Genomic DNA, 19,978 nt, shown 5'->3' on the forward strand with positions numbered 1-19,978 from the left:
TCAGCGCCTGCTCCACGGCGTCGCCGGGCGATCCCGGCGTTCGCCGTCCACGAAGACGTCGACGTGCTCGTCGAAGAAGCAGATGCGATCGCGCACGGGTTCGGCGTCGACGAGGGGCTCGTGATAGGTCCAGGCCAGATCGGCAGGTCCGCCCGGCACCGAGTAATAGCTGGCACGGCCCTTGTACGCGCAATATGTGACGGTCTTGCTGAGGTCGAGAGCCGTCGACACGTCCTCGCGTGGGAGGTAGAACCGCGTCGGCAGCCCGGTTTCGAACAACAGCAGCGGGCGGGACGACTCCGCGATGGCCTTGCCGTCGAGTTCGATGCGAACGGTGCGACGGCTGCGCCTGATGTCGATGCGGTGGAACGGGTCGTGCGGGTGGGCGACGATCGGCTCGTCCTCTTCGCGCCATTCGAAGGTCGCGAAGTCGAGGATCACGTACTCGGCAAGGTCCGGATCGTCGGGCTGGAAGGCCGCCGCCGGCCCGGTCTCCTCGCCGGCGATGACGTCGAAGCACGTGCCGGGGGAGGTGTGCGCGGTGAACGGCACCGACGGATCGAGGAACCCAGGTATCTCATCGTCGCCGCAATCGCCACCGGCCGGGACGAGTTGAGCGCTGAGGGCGGCGCGCGGCACCGCATAGGTCGGCACCACCCGCCGCGGTTCCCACACCAGCACGGCTTCGCACGTGTCGACAACGGGCTCGCCGCCCATGCAGGCTCGAATTCGTTTGGCAGTCGGCTGATATCGCAGCGATTGCAGGTGACTCGCCAAGAGATCGGCCATTTTCACCGCCATTTCTTCATTATCGACCGCAGCAGGCAGTTCTGCGTGCCGGTCGGTAAAAGCAAAGAGCCCCTGCCTGGTGGCAAGGGCTCTGGTTATCGCCGACGCTACTTCACGTCGACGTATACCGTCCGCTGGGTGACGCTCGAATTGAGTGTGTCGGTACGGCTGTAGTTCTGGCCGGGCCGAACCGCCACGACGGTGGCCTGGTCGAGCGGCGCCGAGCCGAGCCGATTGACTATCACCACATAGCCCTGCCGCTGCAGTTGGCTGATCGTCTCCTGGGCGTTGTCCGGTCCGCTGGGTGCGGCTTGGCTTGGTCCGGCCAAACCGATGATCGCGGCGGCCAATCCACTTACGGCGATGGTGGCAACCCCGAACCCCTTCGCTGTTTTCTGCACTTTCGCGCTCCTTCTGTTCCTCTTCGCTAGGCTGCGTTACATCTGGATAAACCAGCAGGTCAGACCCTTTAATTCCAGTGGCAGGAATTTATTGACCGATGTCAGAATTTGTGTGCAGACAATGAGACCGGCGTCAATGCGGCTGCGTCAGCGCGACGGGATCACATGCGGACCGGCCGTTGCGACCGTCGCGGGTGCAGTGCTTGACCCGGCCCGCCGCGCGAGGCTGTCGCAACCCGATGGCGAAGCGTGGTTCGCCGGAGAACAGGGCCGCATCCACGCCTCGGTCAACCGGGTCTGGCCGCGCCGGCTCGGCACGACACCGGCAGGCATGGCGCGGGCGTTGACCGACCTGGGCGCGGCTCGCGGAGTTGCCTACAAATGGCGGCGGTTTCGGGGCAGGCGCGACGCTCTCGTGGATGTGCTTGGAGCGGTGACCGAAGGTTTCCCGGTCGCGATGCTCATCGGTGAACGGGGCATACCGCGGCACTGGGTGCTGATCGTCGATGCGGACGACGATGCGCTGCAGTGCTACGAGCCGTCATCGGGTCGCGTCATCGGCGTGGGGGTGGCGGCCGTGCGGGAGGCGCGCATAACCGGCCTGGGATTCGCCCGGCCGTTCGCGTTGGTACTTCCCACTAGCGTCGCAGTATGGCCAGAAACTATGCGACCGCAGACGTAGTAGGTATCGACGAGCTTCTCGACTTCGTGCGGCCCAGGCACCGGATGGTGTTGACGACCTTCCGGGCCGACGGATCACTGCAGAGTTCCCCGGTGACCGGGGGTGTGGACGAGCAGGGGCGCATCGTGATCGCGAGCTACCCGCAGCGAGCCAAGTCGGTCAACATCGGCCGCACGCCGCGGGCCAGCGTGACCGTGCTGTCCGATGAGTTCAACGGACCGTATGTCCACATCGACGGCGACGCCGAGGTGATCGGGCTGCCCGACGCGGTGGAACCGCTGGTCGACTACTTCCGGTCGATCTCGGGTGAACACCCCGATTGGGCTGAGTACCGGCAGGCGATGGTGGATCAGGGCAAGTGCCTCATCCGCGTCACGCCGACGCGGTGGGGTCCGGTCGCGACCGGCGGGTTTCCACCGCCGCGGTGAGCCGCCGCCCAGCGAACGCGTTGCGTCGGCTAGCACGTCAAACTATAGTCTGGACACATGTCCAGAGGGTTCGGAGTCGGCGCGTGACCGCGTCTTGCCAGTTCAGCGCGATTCCGGACGCCGGGTGAGCTGATATGCGCATCGCATTGCTGTCGTACCGGAGCAAGACCCACTGTGGCGGGCAGGGCGTCTATGTGCGCCACCTCAGTCGCGGCCTCGCCGAGCTCGGCCATGACGTTGAGGTTTTCTCGGGGCAGCCGTATCCGGACGGCCTGGACCCGCGGGTGAAGCTGACCAAGGTGCCGAGCCTCGACCTGTACCGCGAGCCGGACCCGTTCCGGGTTCCGCGGCCCAGCGAGATCCGCGACCACATCGACGCGCTTGAGCTGCTGACGATGTGGACGGCCGGCTTCCCGGAACCCCGCACGTTCACGATGCGGGTCGCGCGCATCCTCGCCGAACGCCGCGACGAGTTCGACGTAATTCACGACAATCAGAGCCTTGGCTCCGATCTGCTCAAGATCGCCGGGTTGGGTCTACCCGTGGTCGCGACTGTGCACCATCCCATCACCCGCGACCGCGTTGTCGACGTGGCCGCGGCCAAGTGGTGGCGTAAACCCTTGGTGCGCAGGTGGTATGGATTCGCCGAGATGCAGAAGAAGGTTGCCCGGCAGATCCCGGAACTGCTCACGGTGTCGTCATCGTCTGCCGCCGACATCGCCGAGGACTTCGGGGTGGCGCCGGGGCAATTGCACATCGTCCCCCTCGGCGTGAACACCGAGCTGTTCAAACCCGCCGAGCAACGGGTGAGCGGCCGGATCATCGCGATCGCCAGTGCCGACGTACCGCTCAAGGGCATCAGCCATCTGCTGCATGCCGTTTCGCGGCTGCGCGTGGAACGCAATCTCGATGTGCAGCTGGTGTCCAAGCTCGAGCCCAACGGCCCGACCGAGAAGCTGATCGCCGAGCTCGGCATCTCCGACATCGTGCACAGCTCGAGCGGGCTGACCGACGATGAACTGGCCGGCCTGCTGGCCTCGGCCGAGGTCGCCTGCATTCCCTCGCTCTACGAAGGCTTTTCGCTGCCCGCGGTCGAGGCGATGGCCAGCGGCACGCCGATCGTGGCCAGCCGTGCCGGTGCCCTTCCCGAAGTGGTCGGGCCGGATGGCGAATGTGCGCGGCTGGTGCGGCCGGCCGATGTCGACGAACTCACCTCGGTGCTCGGCGAGTTGCTCGACTCGCCGCTGGAGCGGCGCAAGCTGGGCGCGGCAGGCCGGCAGCGGGCACTGGATGTCTTCAGCTGGGAATCGGTTGCGGCGCAGACGGTATCCGTTTACGACCTGGCGCGGGAACGGATGGGGAAGAAGGTGGAGCCATGCTGACCGTCGATTTCGACCGGCTCGGCGTCGGCCCCGGCACGTCGGTGATCGACGTGGGCTGCGGCGCGGGCAGGCACACCTTCGAGGCGTACCGGCGCGGCGCGCACGTGATCGGCTTCGACCAGAGCGTGTCCGATCTGAACGACGTCGACACGATGCTGCAGGCGATGCGCGAAGAGGGCGAGGTTCCGCTCTCGGCGCGGGGCGAGGCGGTCAAAGGTGACGCGCTGGATCTGCCGTACTCCGACGGCACCTTCGACTGTGTCATCGCCTCGGAGATCCTCGAGCACGTTCCCGAGGACGACCGCGCCATCGCCGAGCTGGTCCGGGTGCTCAAACCCGGTGGCTCCCTGGCGATCACAGTTCCGCGCTGGCTGCCCGAGAAGGTGTGCTGGCTGTTGTCGGACGAATACCACGCCAACGAGGGCGGCCACATCCGGATCTACAAGGCCGACGAGCTTCGCGACAAGGTGCTCGCACACGGGCTCAAGCTGACCCACACCCATCACGAGCACGCCCTGCATTCGCCCTACTGGTGGCTCAAATGTGCTGTCGGCACCGAGAAGAACGATCACCCGGCAGTCAAGGCGTATCACCAGCTGCTGGTATGGGACATGATGGGCCGGCCATGGCTCACCCGGACCGCCGAATCGTTGCTCAACCCGCTCATCGGCAAGAGCGTGGCGCTGTATTTCGTCAAGCCGGGCAACGGCAAGTAGGTGGTGGATCTTGCGCTTGCCTGAGCTCCCCAGGGTGCCCGGTGTGTTGACGCCGGACGACTGCCTACAGACCGCGCGGTCGATTGCCGCAACCCAGGAATCCTCAGGTGCGCTGCCGTGGTTCGACGGCGGCCACACCGATCCGTGGGATCACGTCGAGAACGCCATGGCGCTCACGGTGGCCGGTCTGATCGAACCGGCCCGCGCGGCGTTCGACTGGTGCCGCACCGTGCAGCGGGCCGACGGCTCCTGGCCGATCCAGCTGCGCAACGGTGTCGTCGAAGATGCCAACAGCGACAGCAACTTCTGTGCATACGTCGCGACCGGGGTGTGGCACCACGTGCTCATCACCGGCGACCGGGGCTTCGCCGAGACGATGTGGCCGGTGGTGACCCGAGCCATCGACTTCGTGCTCGGGCTGCAGGCGCCGGGCGGCGAGATCTATTGGGCCAGTACGCCTTCCGGCCCGGTCGAGGAGGCGCTGCTGACGGGATGTGCGAGCGTCTACCACAGCATCCGCTGCGGGCTGGCCCTTGCGGACTACCTCGGCGATCCGCAACCGGAATGGGAGGTCGCGGTCGGCCGCCTCCGCCACGCCATCGCCGAACATCCGGAAGCGTTCGCGGCCAAGGACACTCATGCGATGGAGTGGTACTACCCGGTGCTGGGCGGTGCGCTGCGCGACGATGCCGCCAGAGCCCGGATCGATGGCCGTTGGGACGACTTCGTCGTGCCGGGACTGGGCATCCGCTGCGTCGACCACCGGCCGTGGGTCACCGGAGCCGAGACGTGCGAGCTCGTGATGGCGCTCGACGCGATCGGCGACACCCGTCGGGCCCACGAGCAGTTCGCCGCCATGCACCATCTGCGGGAGGGCGACGGATCTTATTGGACCGGACTGGTTTTCGCCGATGGCAAGCGCTGGCCGGAAGAGCGAACCACCTGGACCGGTGCGGCGATGATCCTGGCCGCCGACGCGCTGTCGTCGGCCACCGCCGCGAGCGGCATTTTCCGCGGCGAGGGTCTGCCACGCGGACTCGAAGGCGAATACGACTGCGAGTGCGTGGTCAACTAGACCGGCTGGGGCGTCAGTCCAGCTCGCCCGGTGTGCCCGAAGTGCGTTCCAGTACGCGCATCGAACCCGTCGCCGAGACCTCGCGGAACGCTCCGGTGTTCAGCGCGCGCTGATAGATGTGGAACGGCGCCTGCCCGCCGTCGTCCGGATCGGGGAAGACGTCGTGGATGATCAGCGTGCCGCCGACCTCCACCCAGCGCGCCCACCCCTCGAAGTCGCGCTGGGCCGCCTCTTCGGTATGACCACCGTCGATGAACAACAGCCGCAACGGCATTCGCCAACCACGGGCGACGATTGGCGACTTTCCGACGATGGCGACCACATGCTCGTCGAGGCCTGCCGCGTCGAGTGTGTGCCGCATCGTGGGCAGCGTGTCGAACAGTCCCGTCTTCGGGTCGACCAGGGTGGTGTCGTGGTACTCCCAGCCGGGCTGGTGTTCCTCGGAACCATGGTGGTGATCGACGGTGTAGAGCACCGAGCCGGTCTCTTGAGCCGCCGCGCCGAGCATGACCGTCGACTTGCCGCAGTACGTGCCGATCTCTACCCCGACGCCGCCGTGGAGGTAGGTGACCGCGGCGTCGTACAGCGCACGGCCCTCATCGGCGGGCATGAAGCCGATGACCTGCTCGGCCAGGGTGAACAAGCGCTCGGCGCGCGGCGGCAGCGCGGTGTCGGCGGGGCTCATGGGTGACAACATACCGTTGCTGGTCACCCGTAGTTGTAGTAGCGTCCGGACACGTGTCCGATCCGGCTCTGGAGTCGACTCGCCGTCGTCTGAGCGCACGGCAGGCTGACACCGTCGAACGTCTGGGCCGGGCCGCCGTTGAGCTGATCAGCCGCGAGGGTTTCACGGGGCTGACGGTGCGCCGGGTCGCTGCCGAGGCAGGCGTCGGTTCGGCGACTGCCTATACCTATTTCTCGTCGAAGGAACACCTTGTCGCCGAGGTGTTCTGGCGCCGGCTGTCGGGCTCACCGCCCGCGGTGCACGAGTCATCCGACCCCGCCACCCGTGTCGTCGAGGTACTGCAGCACATCGCGTCGCTGGTCGCCGACGAGCCCGAGTTCGCCGGTGCGGTGACCAACGCGCTGCTCGGCAAGGACCCCGATGTCGACGTCCTGCGGCAGCGCATCGGTGCCGACATCCGCCTGCGTCTCGTCGCGGCGCTCGGCCCCGACGTGGATGCCGACGTGATCGAGGCACTCGAGCTGCTCTATACCGGCACCCTCGTGTGGGCCGGTATGGGTTACGAGTCGTACCCGGATATCTCCCGGCGCCTGGAGAAGTCGGCGCGGCTGGTGCTCAGCTGAAGCTCGCCGCGATGGGTACGTACGCAGTCACCGGGTCGGCGTCCGGCATGGGTTTCGAGGCGGCTCAGCGGTTGCGCGCGGCCGGTCACACGGTCATCGGCGTCGACATCAAGGACAGCGATGTCGTGGCCGACCTGTCGACCGAGGACGGGCGACGGGTGGCCGCCGATGCCGTCCTGGCGCGGTGCGCGGGGACGCTCGACGGCGCGATACTAGCGGCGGGGTTGGGGCCCGCTTCGGGTCGTGAGCGCCAGATCGCTCAGGTTAACTTCTTCGGGGTCGTCGCGTTGCTGACGGCGTGGCGTCCGGCCCTGGCTCGCGCCGGCCGCGCCAAAGTCGTTGTGGTAGGCAGTAACTCGACGACCACGACGCCCGCAGTGCCGAAGCGGGCTGTGCGGTCACTTCTGGCCGGAGACGCCGACAGAGCTGTGCGGGCGGTGCGCTTCTACGGCAGGGCCTCGGCCGTGATGATCTACGCCGCCTCCAAGACCGCGGTGTCGCATTGGGTGCGTCGCGAGGCGACGCGCGTCGAGTGGGCCGGCGCAGGTATCCGCCTGAATGCGCTGGCTCCCGGCGCGATCATGACACCCCTGCTCGAAGAGCAGTTGGCCGATCCGGCGGACGCCAAGGCCGTCAAGGCGTTTCCGGTGCCCGTCGGTGGTTACGGCGATGCCGGCCAACTCGCCGACTGGATGATGTTCATGCTGTCCGATGCGGCCGATTTCCTTTGTGGCAGCGTAGTTTTCGTCGATGGTGGTTCCGACGCCTATTTCCGTCCCGATGCCTGGCCGACTCGGGTTCCGGCCAGATCCGTGCCGCGGTACCTGTTGCGTTTCCTCGGCTATTCGCGTTCGCGCCGCTGACGCGCTAGTCCGGCCGGGGCCCGAGGATGGCTTTCGACGCCGCCAGCGCCGGCTCGTAGATCTCGCGAATGTCGCGATCGTCCTCGACGATGAGCGCGGTGAGTTCGCGTAAACCGCCCAGCAGGATGATCGCCATCGGCCGGGTGAGCGTAGGCAAGTCGGCATGCCGAAAACCCGCGCTGTCGCTGAGTTCGATGAGCAGATCGGTGAGTTCGCGCAGGGCGGCGCGCTGGAGTGGGCGGGCCGCGCTGCCCAAGGCGGGCAGTTCGCGGATCCAGCTCAGCGTGATCGCCGGCGCCGACTCGATGTGGTCGACGTAGGCGCCGACGGCCTGGCCGATCTGGTCCTGCCACGCCGCATCGGCGTCGACCGAGGCGCGGATCCGGGTGACGAGCGCGGCGTTGTTGGCCCGCAGAAGCTCGATGAAGCACTCTTCCTTGCTCGCGAACTGGTCGTAGAACGTGCGCTTCGATGTACGGGCGTGGCGGACGATGTCGGCGACCGTCGTGTCGCGGTAGCCCTTGTCGTTGATGGCGGCGGTCAGCCCGTCCAGCAGCCGCAACCGGAACGCGTCGGTGCCGGTATTCGAGCCGGCACCGGTGAGCGCAGTAGTCATGAGACCCCCTTGCGCTGTGTGGTACCTGCGAGTACCGTACTACACATTGCTTCTGGTACACCGCAGTACCAAGACCTGGCTTGGAGATGGCATGACCGAAACAGTGCCCGTTCTCGAAACTTCCGCGCACGCCCACCGGATCCCGCCGGGCCCGCAGCTGCCCAGACTGGTGCAGGGCGTGGCCTTCATGGCGGCGCGCCGCTGGGTCGTCAAGCAGGTGTCGCGCCGTTACGGCGACATCTTCACCCTGCAAGTCCCGGTGTTCGGACGCGCGGTCATTGTCGCCGAACCGCAACTGGCCAAACAGCTTTTCCAGGCCAACACCGACGACGTCGGCAACATCCAACCGAACCTGAGCCGCATCCTCGGCTCGGGATCGGTGTTCGCACTCGACGGCGCCGATCACCGCGGCAGGCGCAAGCTGCTCACCCCGCCATTCCACGGCAAGAGCATCAAGAACTACGAGAAGATCTTCGAAGAAGAGACCCTGCGGGAGTCGGCGACCTGGCCCGAGGGGCAGGAGTTCGAAACGCTCGAACCGATGATGCGGATAACGCTCAACGCGATTCTGCGTGCGGTGTTCGGCGCCGACGGTGAGCAACTCGACGAGCTCCGCAGAATCATTCCGCCGTGGGTCACGCTGGGCTCTCGGCTCGCCGTGTTGCCGACGCCGAAGCGCACCTATGGCCGGTTCGGCCCGTGGGGCCGGCTGGCGGCTTACCGCAGGCAGTACGACGACGTGATCGAACGGCTGATCGACCGGGTCGAGTCCGATCCCGATTTCGACCGTCGCGACGACATCCTGGCGCTGTTGCTGCGCAGCGCCTACGAGGACGGTTCGACCATGTCCCGCAAGGACATCGGGGACGAGCTACTGACGCTGCTTGCGGCCGGGCACGAGACGACGGCCTCGACGCTGGGCTGGGCCTTCGAGCGCATCAGCCGCCATCCGCAGGTGCTGGCGCGGCTCGTCGCCGAGGCGGCCACCGACGGCAACGAGTACCGCCAGGCCACCATTCTGGAAGTGCAGCGGGCCCGCACCGTGATCGACTTCGCGGGCCGGCACGTGTACGCGCCGTCGTTCCAACTCGGCGACTGGGTGATCCCGCGCGGGTACTCGATCATCGTCGCGATCTCGCAGATCCAGGAACGCCACGAGGAGTTCCCCGATCCGGACCGGTTCGACCCTGAGCGGTTCGTCGGCAGCAGGCCCGGATTGGGCTGGATTCCGTTCGGCGGCGGCACCCGGCGTTGTGTCGGCGCCGCGTTCGCCAACATCGAGATGGACGTCGTACTGCGAACGGTGTTGCGGCACTTCATCATCGAGACAACCACTGAGCCCGACGAGAAGGTGCACTCCCGCGGGGTGGCCTACACGCCCGCGGCGGGCGGACGAGTTGTCGTCCGCCGCCGCACGGAGCCGCTGGGCGCCTGACGCCTACTGGGTGGCCGTCTCGCGCCTGGGCAGCTTCCAGCCCGGCCGCGGGAAATGGCACGTGTACCCGTTGGGGTAGCGCAGCAGGTAGTCCTGATGCTCGGGTTCGGCCTCCCAGAAATCAGTGGCAGGCGTGACTTCGGTGACCACCTTGCCCGGCCACAGGCCCGACGCGTCGACATCGGCGATGGTGTCAAGCGCGATGCGCTTCTGCTCGTCATCGAGATAGAAGATCGCCGACCGGTAGCTCGTGCCGACGTCGTTGCCCTGGCGATCCTTCGTGGTCGGATCGTGGATCTGGAAGAAGAACTCCAGCAGGGCGCGGTAATCGGTCTGCGCGGGGTCGTAGACGATCTCGATCGCCTCGGCATGGCCGGGATGGTTGCGGTACGTGGGATGGTCGTTGCGGCCGCCGGTGTAGCCCACGCGAGTGGACACCACGCCGGGTTGCTTACGGATCAGGTCCTGCATGCCCCAGAAGCAGCCGCCGGCGAGGATGGCCGTGGAGTGGTTGCTCATATGCGCGTTCTCTCCTTCTGTCACCTTCATTGTGCGCGGCGCTACGGTGGAGCGCATGCGTGTAGTGGTAACCACCGCGCTCACCGGTTTACTCCTCGCCGCAACGGCGCCGGTCGCAGCCGCCGAGCCGAACACCGTCGTCGTGCCGGAGGCGCCTGCCGATCCCGCACGTACGGTCCTCGACGACAACCCCTGGATCGTCGATCAGCACACGACCAAGATCGACTCGTGGAGCCGCGACGGGCAGGGCCTGCGGATCAACTTCACCGCGGGCACCCCGGACTGCTTCGGCGTACACCTGACCACGCAGGAGACGTCCGAAACGGTGATGGTCGAACTGCACGGCGGGACACCGCCGGAGGCCGTCGGCCGGATGTGCATCGCGCTCGCGGTCGACGCGACGATGGACGTGCCGCTGCAGGGCCCGCTCGGCGATCGGGTCGTCATGGCCGTGGAGTGAGGACCCTCGACAAACGCGACTAGAACGTGTTCTAGTTCTCTCGTGAGCAAGTTCAGCCGCGACGAACTGGCCGCCGCATTCGAGACGTTCGAGCAGACCGTCGACCGGGCCGCACAGACCAAGGACTGGGACGTGTGGGTCGAGCACTACACGCCCGACGTCGACTACATCGAGCACGCCGCGGGCACGATGAAGGGCCGCGAACAGGTGCGCGCCTGGATCTGGAAGACCATGACGAGCTTCCCCGGCAGCTACATGACGGCGTTCCCGTCGCTGTGGTCGGTGATCGACGAGCCGACCGGACGCATCATCTGCGAACTGGACAACCCCATGGTCGATCCGGGTGACGGAACCATCATCAGCGCCACCAACATCTCGATCATCACCTACGCCGGCGACGGGCTCTGGTCCCGGCAGGAGGACATCTACAACCCCATGCGGTTCGTGTCCGCGGGTATGAAGTGGTGTCGCAAGGCCGCCGAACTGGGCGATCTGCCCGACGAGGCCGCCGCCTGGATGGAGCAGTTCGGGGGCAAGAACAAGTGAGTGCCCAGCTGGTCATCGGAGCCAACGGGTTCCTCGGTTCGCACGTCCTGCGCCAACTCGTCGCGCGTGACGACGGACGCGAGATCCGCGCGATGGTGCGGACCGGCGCGAACACCGTGGGTATCGACGACCTGCCGGTCAAGCGGCTCGCCGGCGACATCTTCGACGCCGGCGTGCTGCGTGCGGCCATGTCCGGCTGCGAGGTCGTCTACTACTGCGTCGTCGACGCAAGGGGTTGGTTGCGTGACCCGGCCCCGCTGTTCCGCACGAACGTCGACGGCACCCGCCACGTGCTCGATGTCGCGACCGAACCCGACATCGCGGCCGGGCTGCGGAAGTTCGTCTACACGAGCAGCTACGTCACCGTCGGCCGCAAGCGCGGCCGGCGCGCCGCCGAGGACGACATCGTCGACGTGCGCCGGGTGACGCCGTACGTGCGGTCCCGGGTCCAGGCCGAGGAGCTCGTGTTGCGGTATGCGCGGGAGCGTGGCCTGCCCGCCGTCGCGATGTGTGTATCCACCACCTACGGCAGCGGCGACTGGGGACGCACCCCGCACGGTGCGATCATCGCCGGTGCCGCGTTCGGCAAGTTGCCGTTCGTGATGAGCGGCATCGAACTGGAGGCGGTCGGCGTCGACGATGCCGCGCGGGCACTGATCCTGGCCGCCGACAAGGGAGCCGCGGGCGAGCGTTATCTGGTCTCGGAGAAGATGATCAGCAACGCAGAAGTGGCGCGGTTGGCCGCTGAGGCCGCGGGGGTGGCGCCGCCGGCCAAATCCATCCCGCTTCCGGTCTCGTACCTGCTGGCGGCGGCGGGCAGCATCAAGGGCAAATTGCGTGGCACCGACGAGCGGCTGTCATTGGAGTCATTGCGGTTGATGCGGGCCGAAGCCCCACTCGACCATTCCAAGGCCATGCGCGAACTCGGTTGGCAGCCACGGCCGGTCGAGCAATCGATCGCCGAGGCGGCGAAGTTCTGGGTGGGGCTTCGCGCCGCCAAACAAGCCCGCAAGGCCGGCTGAACGCCACGCCGGTCGGCGTTAAGCCACTGTGCCGCAAATCTATTGCGGGCTAGCGTTGGCGTATGACCGACAAGCTGAAAGTCGACCTCAGCGGGGCGCCGCAGACCATGCTCGCGACGTTCTACGCGAAAGCGCTCGATGCCGGGCTGCCAAAGCCCATCCTGGGTGACCGGCTGGCGGCCGAGATCGCCGAGCGCATCGACTACGACTGGAGCAAGACGTCGATCACCGCGGCGAACTCGCCCTCGGTGACCACGCGCAGCGCACACTTCGACCGATGGGCGCGCCAGTTTCTCGACGTGCACCCGCAGGCCGTGGTGCTGCACCTGGGCTGCGGCCTTGACGGCCGGTTCTTCCGGCTCGAGCCGGGGCCGGGCGTCGAGTGGTACGACGTCGACTACCCCGACGTCGCGCGCCTGCGCGAACAGCTCTACCCGACGCACGAGCACTATCACGTGGTGTCGGCGTCGGTGACCGATCCGGCTTGGCTGCAAGGCATTCCGGCTGACCGCCCAGTGCTGATGATCGGCGAGGGCCTCACCATGTACCTGACCGAACAGGACGGCGTCGCATTGCTGCGACGCGTCGTCGACCGGTTTCCGTCCGGGGAACTGCAGTTCGACGCGTTCAATTCGTTGGGCATCAAATCCCAGTGGATGAACGCGGTGGTGCGGCGCTCAGGTTCGACGTTGTACTGGGCGATCAACAAGCCCGACGACATTCTGCGCGCCGTGCCCGGCACCAGGCTGCTGGCGTGGTCATCCCCGTTCGACGACGCGGTGTTCAACGAAGTGGCGTGGTACTTCCGGCTGATGGCCGCCATCATGCGGCCCGTCCCCGCGCTGCGCTACATGGCGCAGTATCACCGCTACGCGTTCTGAGTGCGCACATGAAAAGGGGCGCCCGTGTGGGCGCCCCTTCTCAACGGTGATGGCGTGTCAGCGGCCGTTGCCGAAAACCGGGGCGGTCTGGCTGACGGTGGCACGCTGCTGGATGTCGTGCACCCAGTCGTGGTGGCCGACGTCGGCGGAGGCCTGCCCGGCCAAGCCGATGAATGCGGCGGCAAAACCGGTGGCGATGGCGCTTGCGATTCCGAACTTCTTCATTTCTCTGTCTCCTCTGACATTCGCTGTATCGCGTATGTCTGTCTAAACAGACTGGTCAGAGGGTTAATTCCGGTGGCAGAGATTGATCGTGAGTTGGCAGAAACAACTATGTTCTCGCCGTGTTCTACGCAGTTTCAGCCTTCGCTTTGAGCCGCTGCAGGGTCAGTTCGATGTGCTTGGCATTGGCCGTATCGCGGTCGGTGATCCCGGTCGCGCGGCCCGCGATCGCCTTGAACCAGCCGGCGCGGCGGTCCCACGTCGACTCGGTCACCGTGCACCCGGAGTCGGTCGGCGCGATGTCGTAGCGCCAGTGCGCGACGGGGAACACGAGCGACTTGACGTCGAACGCGAACGTTTTGCCGGGTTCGGCGTCGGTGACCGTGCACGTGGTGCTCCACGTCTTCGAGCCGTTGCGGTTGTGACCCTTGAACACCGCGCCTGGTGTGGCCGACCCGCCTTTCTGCCACTCCATCGCAGTCGCTTCCTCGGCGAGCGATGCCAGCGTCGGCAGATCGGTGATCATCGCGTACACCGCGGCGGGGTCGGCGGCGATCGAGACGGAGGCTTTCACGGGAGCAGTCATGCGATGAATCGTATTGTCCGAGCCGGAAGAATGGTGAGCGCGGTCACGTTGAGAGATATATGACCGAACGCCCCGTGCTGCAGCCCTCTGCCGCACATCCCATCACTGTCACCCCTACGGGCCGGCACGTCACCGTGCGGGTCGACGGCGTTGTCGTCGCGGAGACCGACGACGCGCTGACGCTTCAGGAATCCACCTACCCGGCCGTGCAGTACATCCCACTGTCGGATGTGGTGTCGTCGGCGCTCACCCGCAGCGACACCACGACGTACTGCCCGTTCAAGGGTGAGGCCAACTACTACAACGTCGGCGCGGCCGAAGACGTCATCTGGACGTACGAACAGCCCTATCCGGCGGTCGCCGAGATCGCGGGCCGGGTGGCGTTCTACGCCGACAAGGCCGACATCACGCTGTCCTGAGGCTTTACCGCCCGGGTTTCTATCGGGCATAGCCTGGTGCGATGCCCAGTGCGAGCGTCGTGTTCACCGGTCCGGCCAGCCCGGGCCTGACGCTGGCTCCGTTGCGCCGCGGCGGTGGTGACCCGTGCTTCGGGATCGCGGCCGACGGCGCCATCTGGCGTACGAGCATGATGACGAGCGGCCCGGTCACCGCACGGATCAGCAAGTCGAGCCCGGACACCGTGGACTGCGAGGCGTGGGGCGAGGGCGCCGGGGAGTTTCTCGACGGGCTTGGTCCGCTACTGGGAACCGAGGACGACGATTCCGGTTTCGACCCCGTCGAGCCGACGATCGCCGAGGCATACCGGCGCGTCCCGCACCTGCGGCTCGGACGAACCGGGCGGCTGTTGGAGGCGTTGATCCCGGCGATCCTCGAGCAGCGGGTGTACGGCATGGACGCGTGGCGGGCGTGGCGCAGGCTCGTGACGAAGTACGGACCGCCGGCGCCCGGCCCCGCGCCCACCGGCATGCGGGTGCCACCGGCGGCTGACGTGTGGCGGCGCATACCGTCCTGGGAATACCACCGCGCCAACGTCGATCCGGGCCGGGCACGCACCATCGTCGGATGCGCACAACGCGCGGACTCGTTGGAGCGGCTGTCCGCCGAGCGCGCCGTCGTGGGTCTGCGCTCGCTCCCCGGCGTGGGAGAGTGGACGGCCGCCGAGACGGTACAGCGGGCGTTCGGTGACGCCGATGCGCTGTCCGTCGGTGACTACCACTTGTCGAAGATCGTGGGGATGAGCCTGCTCGGCAACCCGATCGACGACGACGAGATGGTCGAATTGCTGGAGCCGTTGCGACCCCATCGGCATCGTGCCGTGCGATTGCTGGAAGCCAGTGGCCTGGTGGGCTATCAGCGGCGTGCCGCCCGTCAGGCCATCCCGAACCTGCGCGCGCTCTAACGTTCGCCGGTGATTAGCCGGTGGTGTCGTTGGGTACCCGAGGGCCGAACTACACCGCAGGCGAAAGGAGCCGACGACATGCCCTCATCGAAGAACACCTTCACCATCCCCGGCCTCACGGACAAGCAGGGCGCAGAGGTAGCCGAGCTCTTGCAGAAGCAGTTGAGCACCTACAACGACCTGCACCTGACGCTCAAGCACATTCACTGGAACGTCGTGGGCCCGAACTTCATCGGCGTACACGAGATGATCGACCCGCAGGTGGAGTTGGTGCGCGGCTACGCCGATGAGGTCGCCGAGCGGATCGCGGCCTTGGGCGCGTCTCCCAAGGGCACGCCGGGCGCCATCGTCGCCGACCGCACGTGGGACGACTACTCCGTCGGCCGCGACAATGTCCAGGCACACCTGGCCGCGCTCGATCTCGTCTACAACGGCGTCATAGAAGACACCCGCAAGGCCATCGAGCGACTCGAAGACCTTGATCTCGTCTCGCAGGACGTTCTGATCGACCATGCCGCCGAGCTGGAGAAGTTCCAGTGGTTCGTGCGGGCGCATCTGGAGAGCGCAGGCGGTCAGCTCGCGCACGAAGGCCAACCGACCGAAAAGGGAGCTGCCGGTAAGGCACGCCGCAAGAGCGCGTGATCTCGACCCGCCGCCAGGCTGTTGACCTCAACCTCTGTTGAGGTGCCAGCCTGGTGGCATGCCAACTTGGATATGCACCGGATGCGGTGTCGAGCACGCCGATTCCGGCCGCCGGCCGCCGGAGAACAGCTGCGTGTTCACCTCCGATGTCGTCTCGATCGAGGAGCGCGGTGATCTGCCGCCGCACGGAACGTGGACGACCCTGGAAGCCCTTGCCGCGCAACAGCATCACACTGAGCATGTCGACCACGGGCGCGGCGTGCACGGTCTCCGGCGGGCGCCCCGGTTCGCGATCGGGCACCGCTCGTACGTGGTTGAGACGGCGGCGGGGAACCTGCTGTGGGATGCGCCGAGTTACCTCGACGACGAGATCATCGGAGTGGTGCGACAACTCGGCGGCGTCGCAGCGATCGCGGCCAGCCACCCGCACATGTTCGGCGCCCAGCTCAGCTGGAGCCGCGAATTCGGCGGGGTGCCGGTCTACGTGAACAAGCTTGATGCGGAGTGGCTTCCGTATCCCGACACGGTGATCGAGTTGTGGAACGGAGAATCGCAGCCGGTTGCCGGTGTGCGGCTCGTGCACGTCGGCGGGCACATGCGCGGCAGCTCGGTGGCGCTGACCGCCGATGGCACGCTGCTGACCGGTGACTCCATCAGCGGCGGGCTGGCCAAGAACTGGGTTTCGTTTCAGCGCAACTTCCCCAAGCACGTCCCGTTGTCCGCGGCGGTGGTGAGACGCATCGTGGATCGGCTCGAGGCGTATGACTACGACCGGCTCTACACCCTTGGCGGCGACGAGATCGACAGCGCCGCCAAGGATGTAGTGCGCCGGTCAGCTGATACGCATATCCGTTGGGTCAGCGGCGAATTCGATCACCTGACCTGATCCGGCGGCTCGAGTGCGTCGTCGCGGACCGGCCGGTCGGCGAGTTCCTCGGCGACGCCGAACAGATACGGGTAGGCCACACCGGCGATCGCTGCGCCGATCAGCGGTGCCACCCAGAAGACCCACAGCTGTGTGGGTGCACCGTCACCGTTGAAGAACGCGACCGCGGTCGACCGGGCCGGGTTGACCGACGTGTTCGAGATGGGGATCGAGATGAGGTGGATCAGTGTCAGGGTGAGGCCGATCGACAGTCCGGCGAAGCCCTTCGGCGCGCGGTCATCGGTCGAGCCGAGGATCACGAGCAGGAAGATGCCCGTCAGGACAATCTCGGCGATCAGCACCGCCACGAGCGTGTAGCCGCCCGGTGAATTGTCACCGTAGCCGTTGGCCGCCATGTTGCCGGTCGCGGTCCAACCGTCCTGCCCCTTGGCGATCACATAGATCACCAGGCCGGCCACCAGGCCGCCGACGACCTGGGTGATCCAGTACGGCACAACCGCTTTCCATTCGACGCGACGGGCCAGCGCCGCCCCGAGCGTGACGGCCGGGTTGAAATGGCCGCCCGAGATGACGCCGAACGCGTACACGCCGGTGAGCACCGTCAAGCCGAATGCCAGCGAGACACCGAGAAAGCCGATCCCCAGCGATATCCCGTCGTCGGCGACGAACTTGGCGGCGAAGACCGCGCTACCGCAGCCGCCCAGAACCAGCCAGAACGTGCCGATGAACTCGGCCGCCAATCTATGTGTCATAGTGGGCGTATTCATGAGGACTCCTCCACTTCGGGTGTGGTCCTCGGTACGGTCGCACGCCATTCCTCGATGGCAGAGTCAATGTTGCCAAACTGTGCGCTGACCGAAATTTACGCTACCCCACCGAAATCGATGCTCCACGTTTCTGTTACACGTGATCGCGGTCGAGTCGTTGCGACCGGTAGATCGACACATCGGTCCGGGAGATGAGCAGGTATGCGATACCGACCGCGACCATGGCACACGGGATTACGGAGAAGGAGCCGGTCATCTCGCACACCATGATCATCACGGCCAACGGGGCGTGTGCGACGCTGCCGAAGCACGCCATCATGCCGACCACGACGAAAACCGCTGGGCTGTCCGGCAAGCCGGGCACCCCGACCAGATCGCCGAGGCGCCACAGCGCGGCACCGAGGAATGCGCCGATCACCACGCCGGGGCCGAAGATGCCGCCCGATCCGCCGGTGCCGATGGACAGGGACGTGGCGAGGATCTTCGCGAACGGCAACAGAAGCACGATCCACAACGGGATGGCCATCAAAGTATCGGTGGCTGCGGCCTTTTCGGCCCAGCCGTAGCCGCTGGCCAGTACCTGCGGGATGGCCAGGGCCAGCAGACCGACCGCGAGCCCGCCCAGCGTGGGTTTGACGACCTTGCCACCGGGCAGTTTCGCGGTGAGTGCGACGGTGCCGTAGAACACTCGCGCGTAGAGCCAGCCGACGCCCGCGGCGAGCACTCCGAGAACGACGAACCAGCCGAGATCCAGGGGATGGTCGAATCGGTAATCGGCGGCCAGGAAGCCGAACAGCGGGTCGAACCCGAGGATCGAACCTAGGACCGCGTATGCGGTCGCCGACGTGATGAACCCGGGCACCAATGCCTTGTAGTCGAAGTCCTCGCGGAAGACGATCGACGCCGCGAGCACCGCCCCGCCAAGGGGTGCGCCGAAGATCGCGCCGATACCGGCGCCGATTCCCAGCGACACCGCCAGTCGGCCGTCCTCGTCGGACAGGTTGAGCCAGCGCGTCAGCAACGAGCCGAAACCGGCCGATATCTGAGCGGCCGGACCCTCCCGTCCGCCCGACCCGCCAGATCCGATCGTCAGTGCGCTCGCAATGGTTTTCACCACGATGGCCCTGACCCGGATGCTGCGCGGGTCGGTATGTACGGCCTCGATCGCGTTGTCGGTGCCATGGCCTTCGGCCTCCGGCGCGAATCGGGCCACTAGCAGGGCCGAGACCAATGCGCCACCGCACGCGATGAGCGGTATGGCCCACGGCCGGTCGAACCCTGCCGAGCCAGGATCGCCGCCGTCACCGCTCGGTTTCGGGATGTCGTAGCCGCCGAGGTAGCCGAGCAGGAACCGGCCGGCATAGTCGAGTGCCAGGTAGAACACCACCGCGCCGAGCCCGGCGATGATGCCGATCGATATGCCGAGGATCAACCACTTACGCAGATAGCCGGAGCGTCGAATGAATCCGCCGAGACCACCGTCGGATTCGTGCGTCTGGCGCATGGTGCGGATGGTACTGGGGAAGCGGCCGACGTTCAGCGGTACGCGGTGAGGCGGGCCAGGAGGGCGACCTTGCCGTCGTCGCCGACAGCGGATGCGTCGGCCACGGCGGTACTGCGGCCTACGCGTACCGCGGTGCCCTCGTAGCGGGATTCGTTGCCGCCGCGGAACTGGCGCAGAAAGTTGATGCGCAACGACCCGGTCCGCATGGGGCTCGCGTCACGGCCCTCGTTCACCGCGGCCGACGCCACGAGTTCCAGGGCCGCGGCCGACATGCCGCCGTGCACGATGCCCAGGCTGTTGTTGATCACCGGGTCCGACAGCTGGCGCAGCACCTTCGTCGCTCCGCCGCTTTCGGCCACCTCCACGGCCATCCGCTCGGTCAGTGTCGCGGGCAGCGCGACGTCGGCCGCGTCGGTGGGCCACTCGACGAGGTGGCCCGGCGCGGCGATGTGGAACGACCGGACCGTGGCAGTCGCCAACAGCTGACCCCCATGGGTCAGTTCGCACGACGCCAGCGGCGCGGACCCCGTCGGACCGAAGGGCCGCCCGGTGGCCACCACCGGAAGGTGCGGTGCCGCGTCGACGAGCTCGACGGCGTCCGGGACGAACTCCACCGCCAGCTCGCTCGACACCGTCCACTCATCGGGGCCGCGGCGGTGGTGGTTGACCAGACCACCGACATGGTCGATGAGCATCGCCACCGGCGACAGAGTCGGTGCGCCCGTGAATGGGTTGATGAGCCCGCCGGCGGGAATCGAGGCCACACACCGCTCAGGGCCCTCGACCTGGGTTTCGACGCCCATGCGGCCCAGCGGGGTGGTCAGCGGGTAGCTCATGGCCGTCCACAGTGCCGTTCCGCGTGGTGGCCATATACCCCCAGGGGGTATA

26 protein-coding genes are annotated in these 19,978 nt (G+C 66.8%); 16 read left to right on the forward strand and 10 right to left on the reverse strand.

All coding sequences use genetic code 11. The features are described from left to right. Window positions 1-801 (reverse strand): DUF427 domain-containing protein, encoded by an 801-nt coding sequence (locus tag ACRCUN_RS19200; protein ID WP_462143213.1) that lies wholly within the window; start codon window positions 799-801, stop codon window positions 1-3. A gap of 95 nt (window positions 802-896) precedes the next feature. Beyond that, window positions 897-1,190: a hypothetical protein gene (locus ACRCUN_RS19205; RefSeq protein ID WP_462143214.1), complete on the reverse strand. Its 294-nt coding sequence runs from the start codon at window positions 1,188-1,190 to the stop codon at window positions 897-899. Window positions 1,191-1,311: 121 nt separating this feature from the next. On the opposite strand from ACRCUN_RS19205, the gene ACRCUN_RS19210 reads away from it, so the two are divergent. The 5 genes from ACRCUN_RS19210 to ACRCUN_RS19230 all read left to right on the forward strand — a co-directional run bounded on the left by ACRCUN_RS19210 (window position 1,312) and on the right by ACRCUN_RS19230 (window position 5,473). Further along, window positions 1,312-1,872, forward strand: coding sequence for a cysteine peptidase family C39 domain-containing protein (locus ACRCUN_RS19210; protein WP_462143215.1), 561 nt, complete (start codon window positions 1,312-1,314; stop codon window positions 1,870-1,872). Next, window positions 1,842-2,300, forward strand: coding sequence for a PPOX class F420-dependent oxidoreductase (locus ACRCUN_RS19215; protein WP_462143216.1), 459 nt, complete (start codon window positions 1,842-1,844; stop codon window positions 2,298-2,300). The genes ACRCUN_RS19210 and ACRCUN_RS19215 overlap by 31 nt, the downstream gene beginning before the upstream one ends. Window positions 2,301-2,434: 134 nt before the next feature. Next, window positions 2,435-3,682, forward strand: coding sequence for an MMP alpha-(1->4)-mannosyltransferase (locus tag ACRCUN_RS19220; RefSeq protein ID WP_462143217.1), 1,248 nt, complete (start codon window positions 2,435-2,437; stop codon window positions 3,680-3,682). Further along, on the forward strand, window positions 3,676-4,398 hold the full coding sequence (locus ACRCUN_RS19225) for a class I SAM-dependent methyltransferase (protein ID WP_462143218.1): 723 nt from the start codon (window positions 3,676-3,678) through the stop codon (window positions 4,396-4,398). Before ACRCUN_RS19220 ends, ACRCUN_RS19225 begins: the two co-directional genes overlap by 7 nt. A gap of 34 nt (window positions 4,399-4,432) precedes the next feature. After that, window positions 4,433-5,473, forward strand: a complete 1,041-nt coding sequence (locus tag ACRCUN_RS19230) for an MMP endo-(1,4)-3-O-methyl-alpha-D-mannosidase (protein WP_462143333.1) — start codon at window positions 4,433-4,435, stop codon at window positions 5,471-5,473. A gap of 13 nt (window positions 5,474-5,486) precedes the next feature. Here the strand turns inward: ACRCUN_RS19230 and ACRCUN_RS19235 are convergent, their stop codons facing one another. Further along, window positions 5,487-6,158 carry a class I SAM-dependent methyltransferase gene (locus tag ACRCUN_RS19235; protein WP_462143219.1) on the reverse strand — a complete coding sequence of 224 codons (672 nt, stop codon included), beginning with the start codon at window positions 6,156-6,158 and terminating at the stop codon, window positions 5,487-5,489. A 53-nt stretch (window positions 6,159-6,211) separates the two neighbouring features. Here ACRCUN_RS19235 and ACRCUN_RS19240 point away from each other — a divergent pair, with 53 nt between their 5' ends. After that, entirely contained in the window at window positions 6,212-6,781 is a 570-nt protein-coding gene (locus tag ACRCUN_RS19240) for a TetR/AcrR family transcriptional regulator (RefSeq protein WP_462143220.1), read from the forward strand. An 11-nt stretch (window positions 6,782-6,792) separates the two neighbouring features. Beyond that, complete coding sequence (locus ACRCUN_RS19245; RefSeq protein WP_462143221.1) at window positions 6,793-7,644, forward strand: SDR family oxidoreductase; 852 nt, start codon at window positions 6,793-6,795, stop codon at window positions 7,642-7,644. A gap of 4 nt (window positions 7,645-7,648) precedes the next feature. Here ACRCUN_RS19245 and ACRCUN_RS19250 read toward each other — a convergent pair whose 3' ends face one another. Further along, complete coding sequence (locus ACRCUN_RS19250) at window positions 7,649-8,260, reverse strand: TetR/AcrR family transcriptional regulator (RefSeq protein WP_462143222.1); 612 nt, start codon at window positions 8,258-8,260, stop codon at window positions 7,649-7,651. A gap of 91 nt (window positions 8,261-8,351) precedes the next feature. Between ACRCUN_RS19250 and ACRCUN_RS19255 the strand changes: the two genes are divergently transcribed. Further along, complete coding sequence (locus tag ACRCUN_RS19255) at window positions 8,352-9,695, forward strand: cytochrome P450 (protein WP_462143223.1); 1,344 nt, start codon at window positions 8,352-8,354, stop codon at window positions 9,693-9,695. A 3-nt stretch (window positions 9,696-9,698) separates the two neighbouring features. On the opposite strand, the gene msrA is transcribed toward ACRCUN_RS19255, so the two are convergent. Continuing rightward, window positions 9,699-10,214 (reverse strand): peptide-methionine (S)-S-oxide reductase MsrA, encoded by a 516-nt coding sequence (gene msrA / locus ACRCUN_RS19260; protein WP_462143224.1) that lies wholly within the window; start codon window positions 10,212-10,214, stop codon window positions 9,699-9,701. A gap of 55 nt (window positions 10,215-10,269) precedes the next feature. Here msrA and ACRCUN_RS19265 point away from each other — a divergent pair, with 55 nt between their 5' ends. From ACRCUN_RS19265 to ACRCUN_RS19280, 4 genes are all read left to right on the forward strand, one after another. Next, window positions 10,270-10,674, forward strand: a complete 405-nt coding sequence (locus tag ACRCUN_RS19265) for a hypothetical protein (protein ID WP_462143225.1) — start codon at window positions 10,270-10,272, stop codon at window positions 10,672-10,674. Between the two features lie 42 nt (window positions 10,675-10,716). Then, a complete protein-coding gene (locus tag ACRCUN_RS19270; RefSeq protein WP_462143226.1) occupies window positions 10,717-11,220 on the forward strand; it encodes a nuclear transport factor 2 family protein in 504 nt (167 codons plus the stop codon). Further along, complete coding sequence (locus tag ACRCUN_RS19275) at window positions 11,217-12,242, forward strand: NAD-dependent epimerase/dehydratase family protein (protein ID WP_462143227.1); 1,026 nt, start codon at window positions 11,217-11,219, stop codon at window positions 12,240-12,242. Before ACRCUN_RS19270 ends, ACRCUN_RS19275 begins: the two co-directional genes overlap by 4 nt. A gap of 62 nt (window positions 12,243-12,304) precedes the next feature. Further along, window positions 12,305-13,123: a class I SAM-dependent methyltransferase gene (locus ACRCUN_RS19280; RefSeq protein ID WP_462143228.1), complete on the forward strand. Its 819-nt coding sequence runs from the start codon at window positions 12,305-12,307 to the stop codon at window positions 13,121-13,123. A gap of 57 nt (window positions 13,124-13,180) precedes the next feature. Here the strand turns inward: ACRCUN_RS19280 and ACRCUN_RS19285 are convergent, their stop codons facing one another. Together ACRCUN_RS19285 and ACRCUN_RS19290 are read right to left on the reverse strand one after the other, a co-directional pair. Further along, a complete protein-coding gene (locus ACRCUN_RS19285) occupies window positions 13,181-13,348 on the reverse strand; it encodes a hypothetical protein (RefSeq protein WP_462143229.1) in 168 nt (55 codons plus the stop codon). 124 nt (window positions 13,349-13,472) lie between these two features. Further along, complete coding sequence (locus tag ACRCUN_RS19290) at window positions 13,473-13,931, reverse strand: SRPBCC family protein (protein ID WP_462143230.1); 459 nt, start codon at window positions 13,929-13,931, stop codon at window positions 13,473-13,475. 59 nt (window positions 13,932-13,990) lie between these two features. On the opposite strand from ACRCUN_RS19290, the gene ACRCUN_RS19295 reads away from it, so the two are divergent. The 4 genes from ACRCUN_RS19295 to ACRCUN_RS19310 all read left to right on the forward strand — a co-directional run bounded on the left by ACRCUN_RS19295 (window position 13,991) and on the right by ACRCUN_RS19310 (window position 16,819). Further along, window positions 13,991-14,350, forward strand: a complete 360-nt coding sequence (locus ACRCUN_RS19295; protein WP_462143231.1) for a DUF427 domain-containing protein — start codon at window positions 13,991-13,993, stop codon at window positions 14,348-14,350. 41 nt (window positions 14,351-14,391) lie between these two features. Beyond that, complete coding sequence (locus ACRCUN_RS19300; protein ID WP_462143232.1) at window positions 14,392-15,291, forward strand: DNA-3-methyladenine glycosylase family protein; 900 nt, start codon at window positions 14,392-14,394, stop codon at window positions 15,289-15,291. Between the two features lie 78 nt (window positions 15,292-15,369). Then, complete coding sequence (locus ACRCUN_RS19305) at window positions 15,370-15,933, forward strand: Dps family protein (RefSeq protein WP_462143233.1); 564 nt, start codon at window positions 15,370-15,372, stop codon at window positions 15,931-15,933. Between the two features lie 58 nt (window positions 15,934-15,991). Continuing rightward, window positions 15,992-16,819, forward strand: coding sequence for an MBL fold metallo-hydrolase (locus tag ACRCUN_RS19310; protein WP_462143234.1), 828 nt, complete (start codon window positions 15,992-15,994; stop codon window positions 16,817-16,819). On the opposite strand, the gene aqpZ is transcribed toward ACRCUN_RS19310, so the two are convergent. The 3 genes from aqpZ to ACRCUN_RS19325 form a co-directional block, all read right to left on the reverse strand. Then, entirely contained in the window at window positions 16,807-17,586 is a 780-nt protein-coding gene (gene aqpZ, locus ACRCUN_RS19315) for an aquaporin Z (protein ID WP_462143235.1), read from the reverse strand. The genes ACRCUN_RS19310 and aqpZ overlap by 13 nt on opposite strands. Window positions 17,587-17,719: 133 nt before the next feature. Continuing rightward, a complete protein-coding gene (locus tag ACRCUN_RS19320; RefSeq protein WP_462143236.1) occupies window positions 17,720-19,090 on the reverse strand; it encodes a chloride channel protein in 1,371 nt (456 codons plus the stop codon). Between the two features lie 32 nt (window positions 19,091-19,122). Continuing rightward, the gene (locus ACRCUN_RS19325) at window positions 19,123-19,926 is read right to left on the reverse strand and encodes a PaaI family thioesterase (RefSeq protein WP_462143237.1); all 804 of its coding nucleotides are present in this window, start codon (window positions 19,924-19,926) and stop codon (window positions 19,123-19,125) included. Window positions 19,927-19,978 lie beyond the last annotated feature (52 nt).

This window comes from Mycobacterium venezuelense (genome assembly GCF_054919535.1).

What these genes read in the sequence shown, in the direction of transcription:
- aqpZ (WP_462143235.1), bottom strand. Translation starts at nt 17,586, where the DNA reads ATGAATACGCCCACTATGACACATAGATTGGCGGCCGAGTTCATCGGC.
- ACRCUN_RS19215 (WP_462143216.1), top strand. Translation starts at nt 1,842, where the DNA reads ATGGCCAGAAACTATGCGACCGCAGACGTAGTAGGTATCGACGAGCTT.
- ACRCUN_RS19285 (WP_462143229.1), bottom strand. Translation starts at nt 13,348, where the DNA reads ATGAAGAAGTTCGGAATCGCAAGCGCCATCGCCACCGGTTTTGCCGCC.
- ACRCUN_RS19320 (WP_462143236.1), bottom strand. Translation starts at nt 19,090, where the DNA reads ATGCGCCAGACGCACGAATCCGACGGTGGTCTCGGCGGATTCATTCGA.
- ACRCUN_RS19280 (WP_462143228.1), top strand. Translation starts at nt 12,305, where the DNA reads ATGACCGACAAGCTGAAAGTCGACCTCAGCGGGGCGCCGCAGACCATG.
- ACRCUN_RS19290 (WP_462143230.1), bottom strand. Translation starts at nt 13,931, where the DNA reads ATGACTGCTCCCGTGAAAGCCTCCGTCTCGATCGCCGCCGACCCCGCC.
- ACRCUN_RS19200 (WP_462143213.1), bottom strand. Translation starts at nt 801, where the DNA reads ATGGCGGTGAAAATGGCCGATCTCTTGGCGAGTCACCTGCAATCGCTG.
- ACRCUN_RS19255 (WP_462143223.1), top strand. Translation starts at nt 8,352, where the DNA reads ATGACCGAAACAGTGCCCGTTCTCGAAACTTCCGCGCACGCCCACCGG.
- ACRCUN_RS19325 (WP_462143237.1), bottom strand. Translation starts at nt 19,926, where the DNA reads ATGAGCTACCCGCTGACCACCCCGCTGGGCCGCATGGGCGTCGAAACC.
- ACRCUN_RS19305 (WP_462143233.1), top strand. Translation starts at nt 15,370, where the DNA reads ATGCCCTCATCGAAGAACACCTTCACCATCCCCGGCCTCACGGACAAG.
- ACRCUN_RS19265 (WP_462143225.1), top strand. Translation starts at nt 10,270, where the DNA reads ATGCGTGTAGTGGTAACCACCGCGCTCACCGGTTTACTCCTCGCCGCA.
- ACRCUN_RS19235 (WP_462143219.1), bottom strand. Translation starts at nt 6,158, where the DNA reads ATGAGCCCCGCCGACACCGCGCTGCCGCCGCGCGCCGAGCGCTTGTTC.
- ACRCUN_RS19225 (WP_462143218.1), top strand. Translation starts at nt 3,676, where the DNA reads ATGCTGACCGTCGATTTCGACCGGCTCGGCGTCGGCCCCGGCACGTCG.
- ACRCUN_RS19310 (WP_462143234.1), top strand. Translation starts at nt 15,992, where the DNA reads ATGCCAACTTGGATATGCACCGGATGCGGTGTCGAGCACGCCGATTCC.
- ACRCUN_RS19300 (WP_462143232.1), top strand. Translation starts at nt 14,392, where the DNA reads ATGCCCAGTGCGAGCGTCGTGTTCACCGGTCCGGCCAGCCCGGGCCTG.
- ACRCUN_RS19295 (WP_462143231.1), top strand. Translation starts at nt 13,991, where the DNA reads ATGACCGAACGCCCCGTGCTGCAGCCCTCTGCCGCACATCCCATCACT.
- ACRCUN_RS19250 (WP_462143222.1), bottom strand. Translation starts at nt 8,260, where the DNA reads ATGACTACTGCGCTCACCGGTGCCGGCTCGAATACCGGCACCGACGCG.
- ACRCUN_RS19220 (WP_462143217.1), top strand. Translation starts at nt 2,435, where the DNA reads ATGCGCATCGCATTGCTGTCGTACCGGAGCAAGACCCACTGTGGCGGG.
- ACRCUN_RS19245 (WP_462143221.1), top strand. Translation starts at nt 6,793, where the DNA reads ATGGGTACGTACGCAGTCACCGGGTCGGCGTCCGGCATGGGTTTCGAG.
- msrA (WP_462143224.1), bottom strand. Translation starts at nt 10,214, where the DNA reads ATGAGCAACCACTCCACGGCCATCCTCGCCGGCGGCTGCTTCTGGGGC.
- ACRCUN_RS19210 (WP_462143215.1), top strand. Translation starts at nt 1,312, where the DNA reads ATGAGACCGGCGTCAATGCGGCTGCGTCAGCGCGACGGGATCACATGC.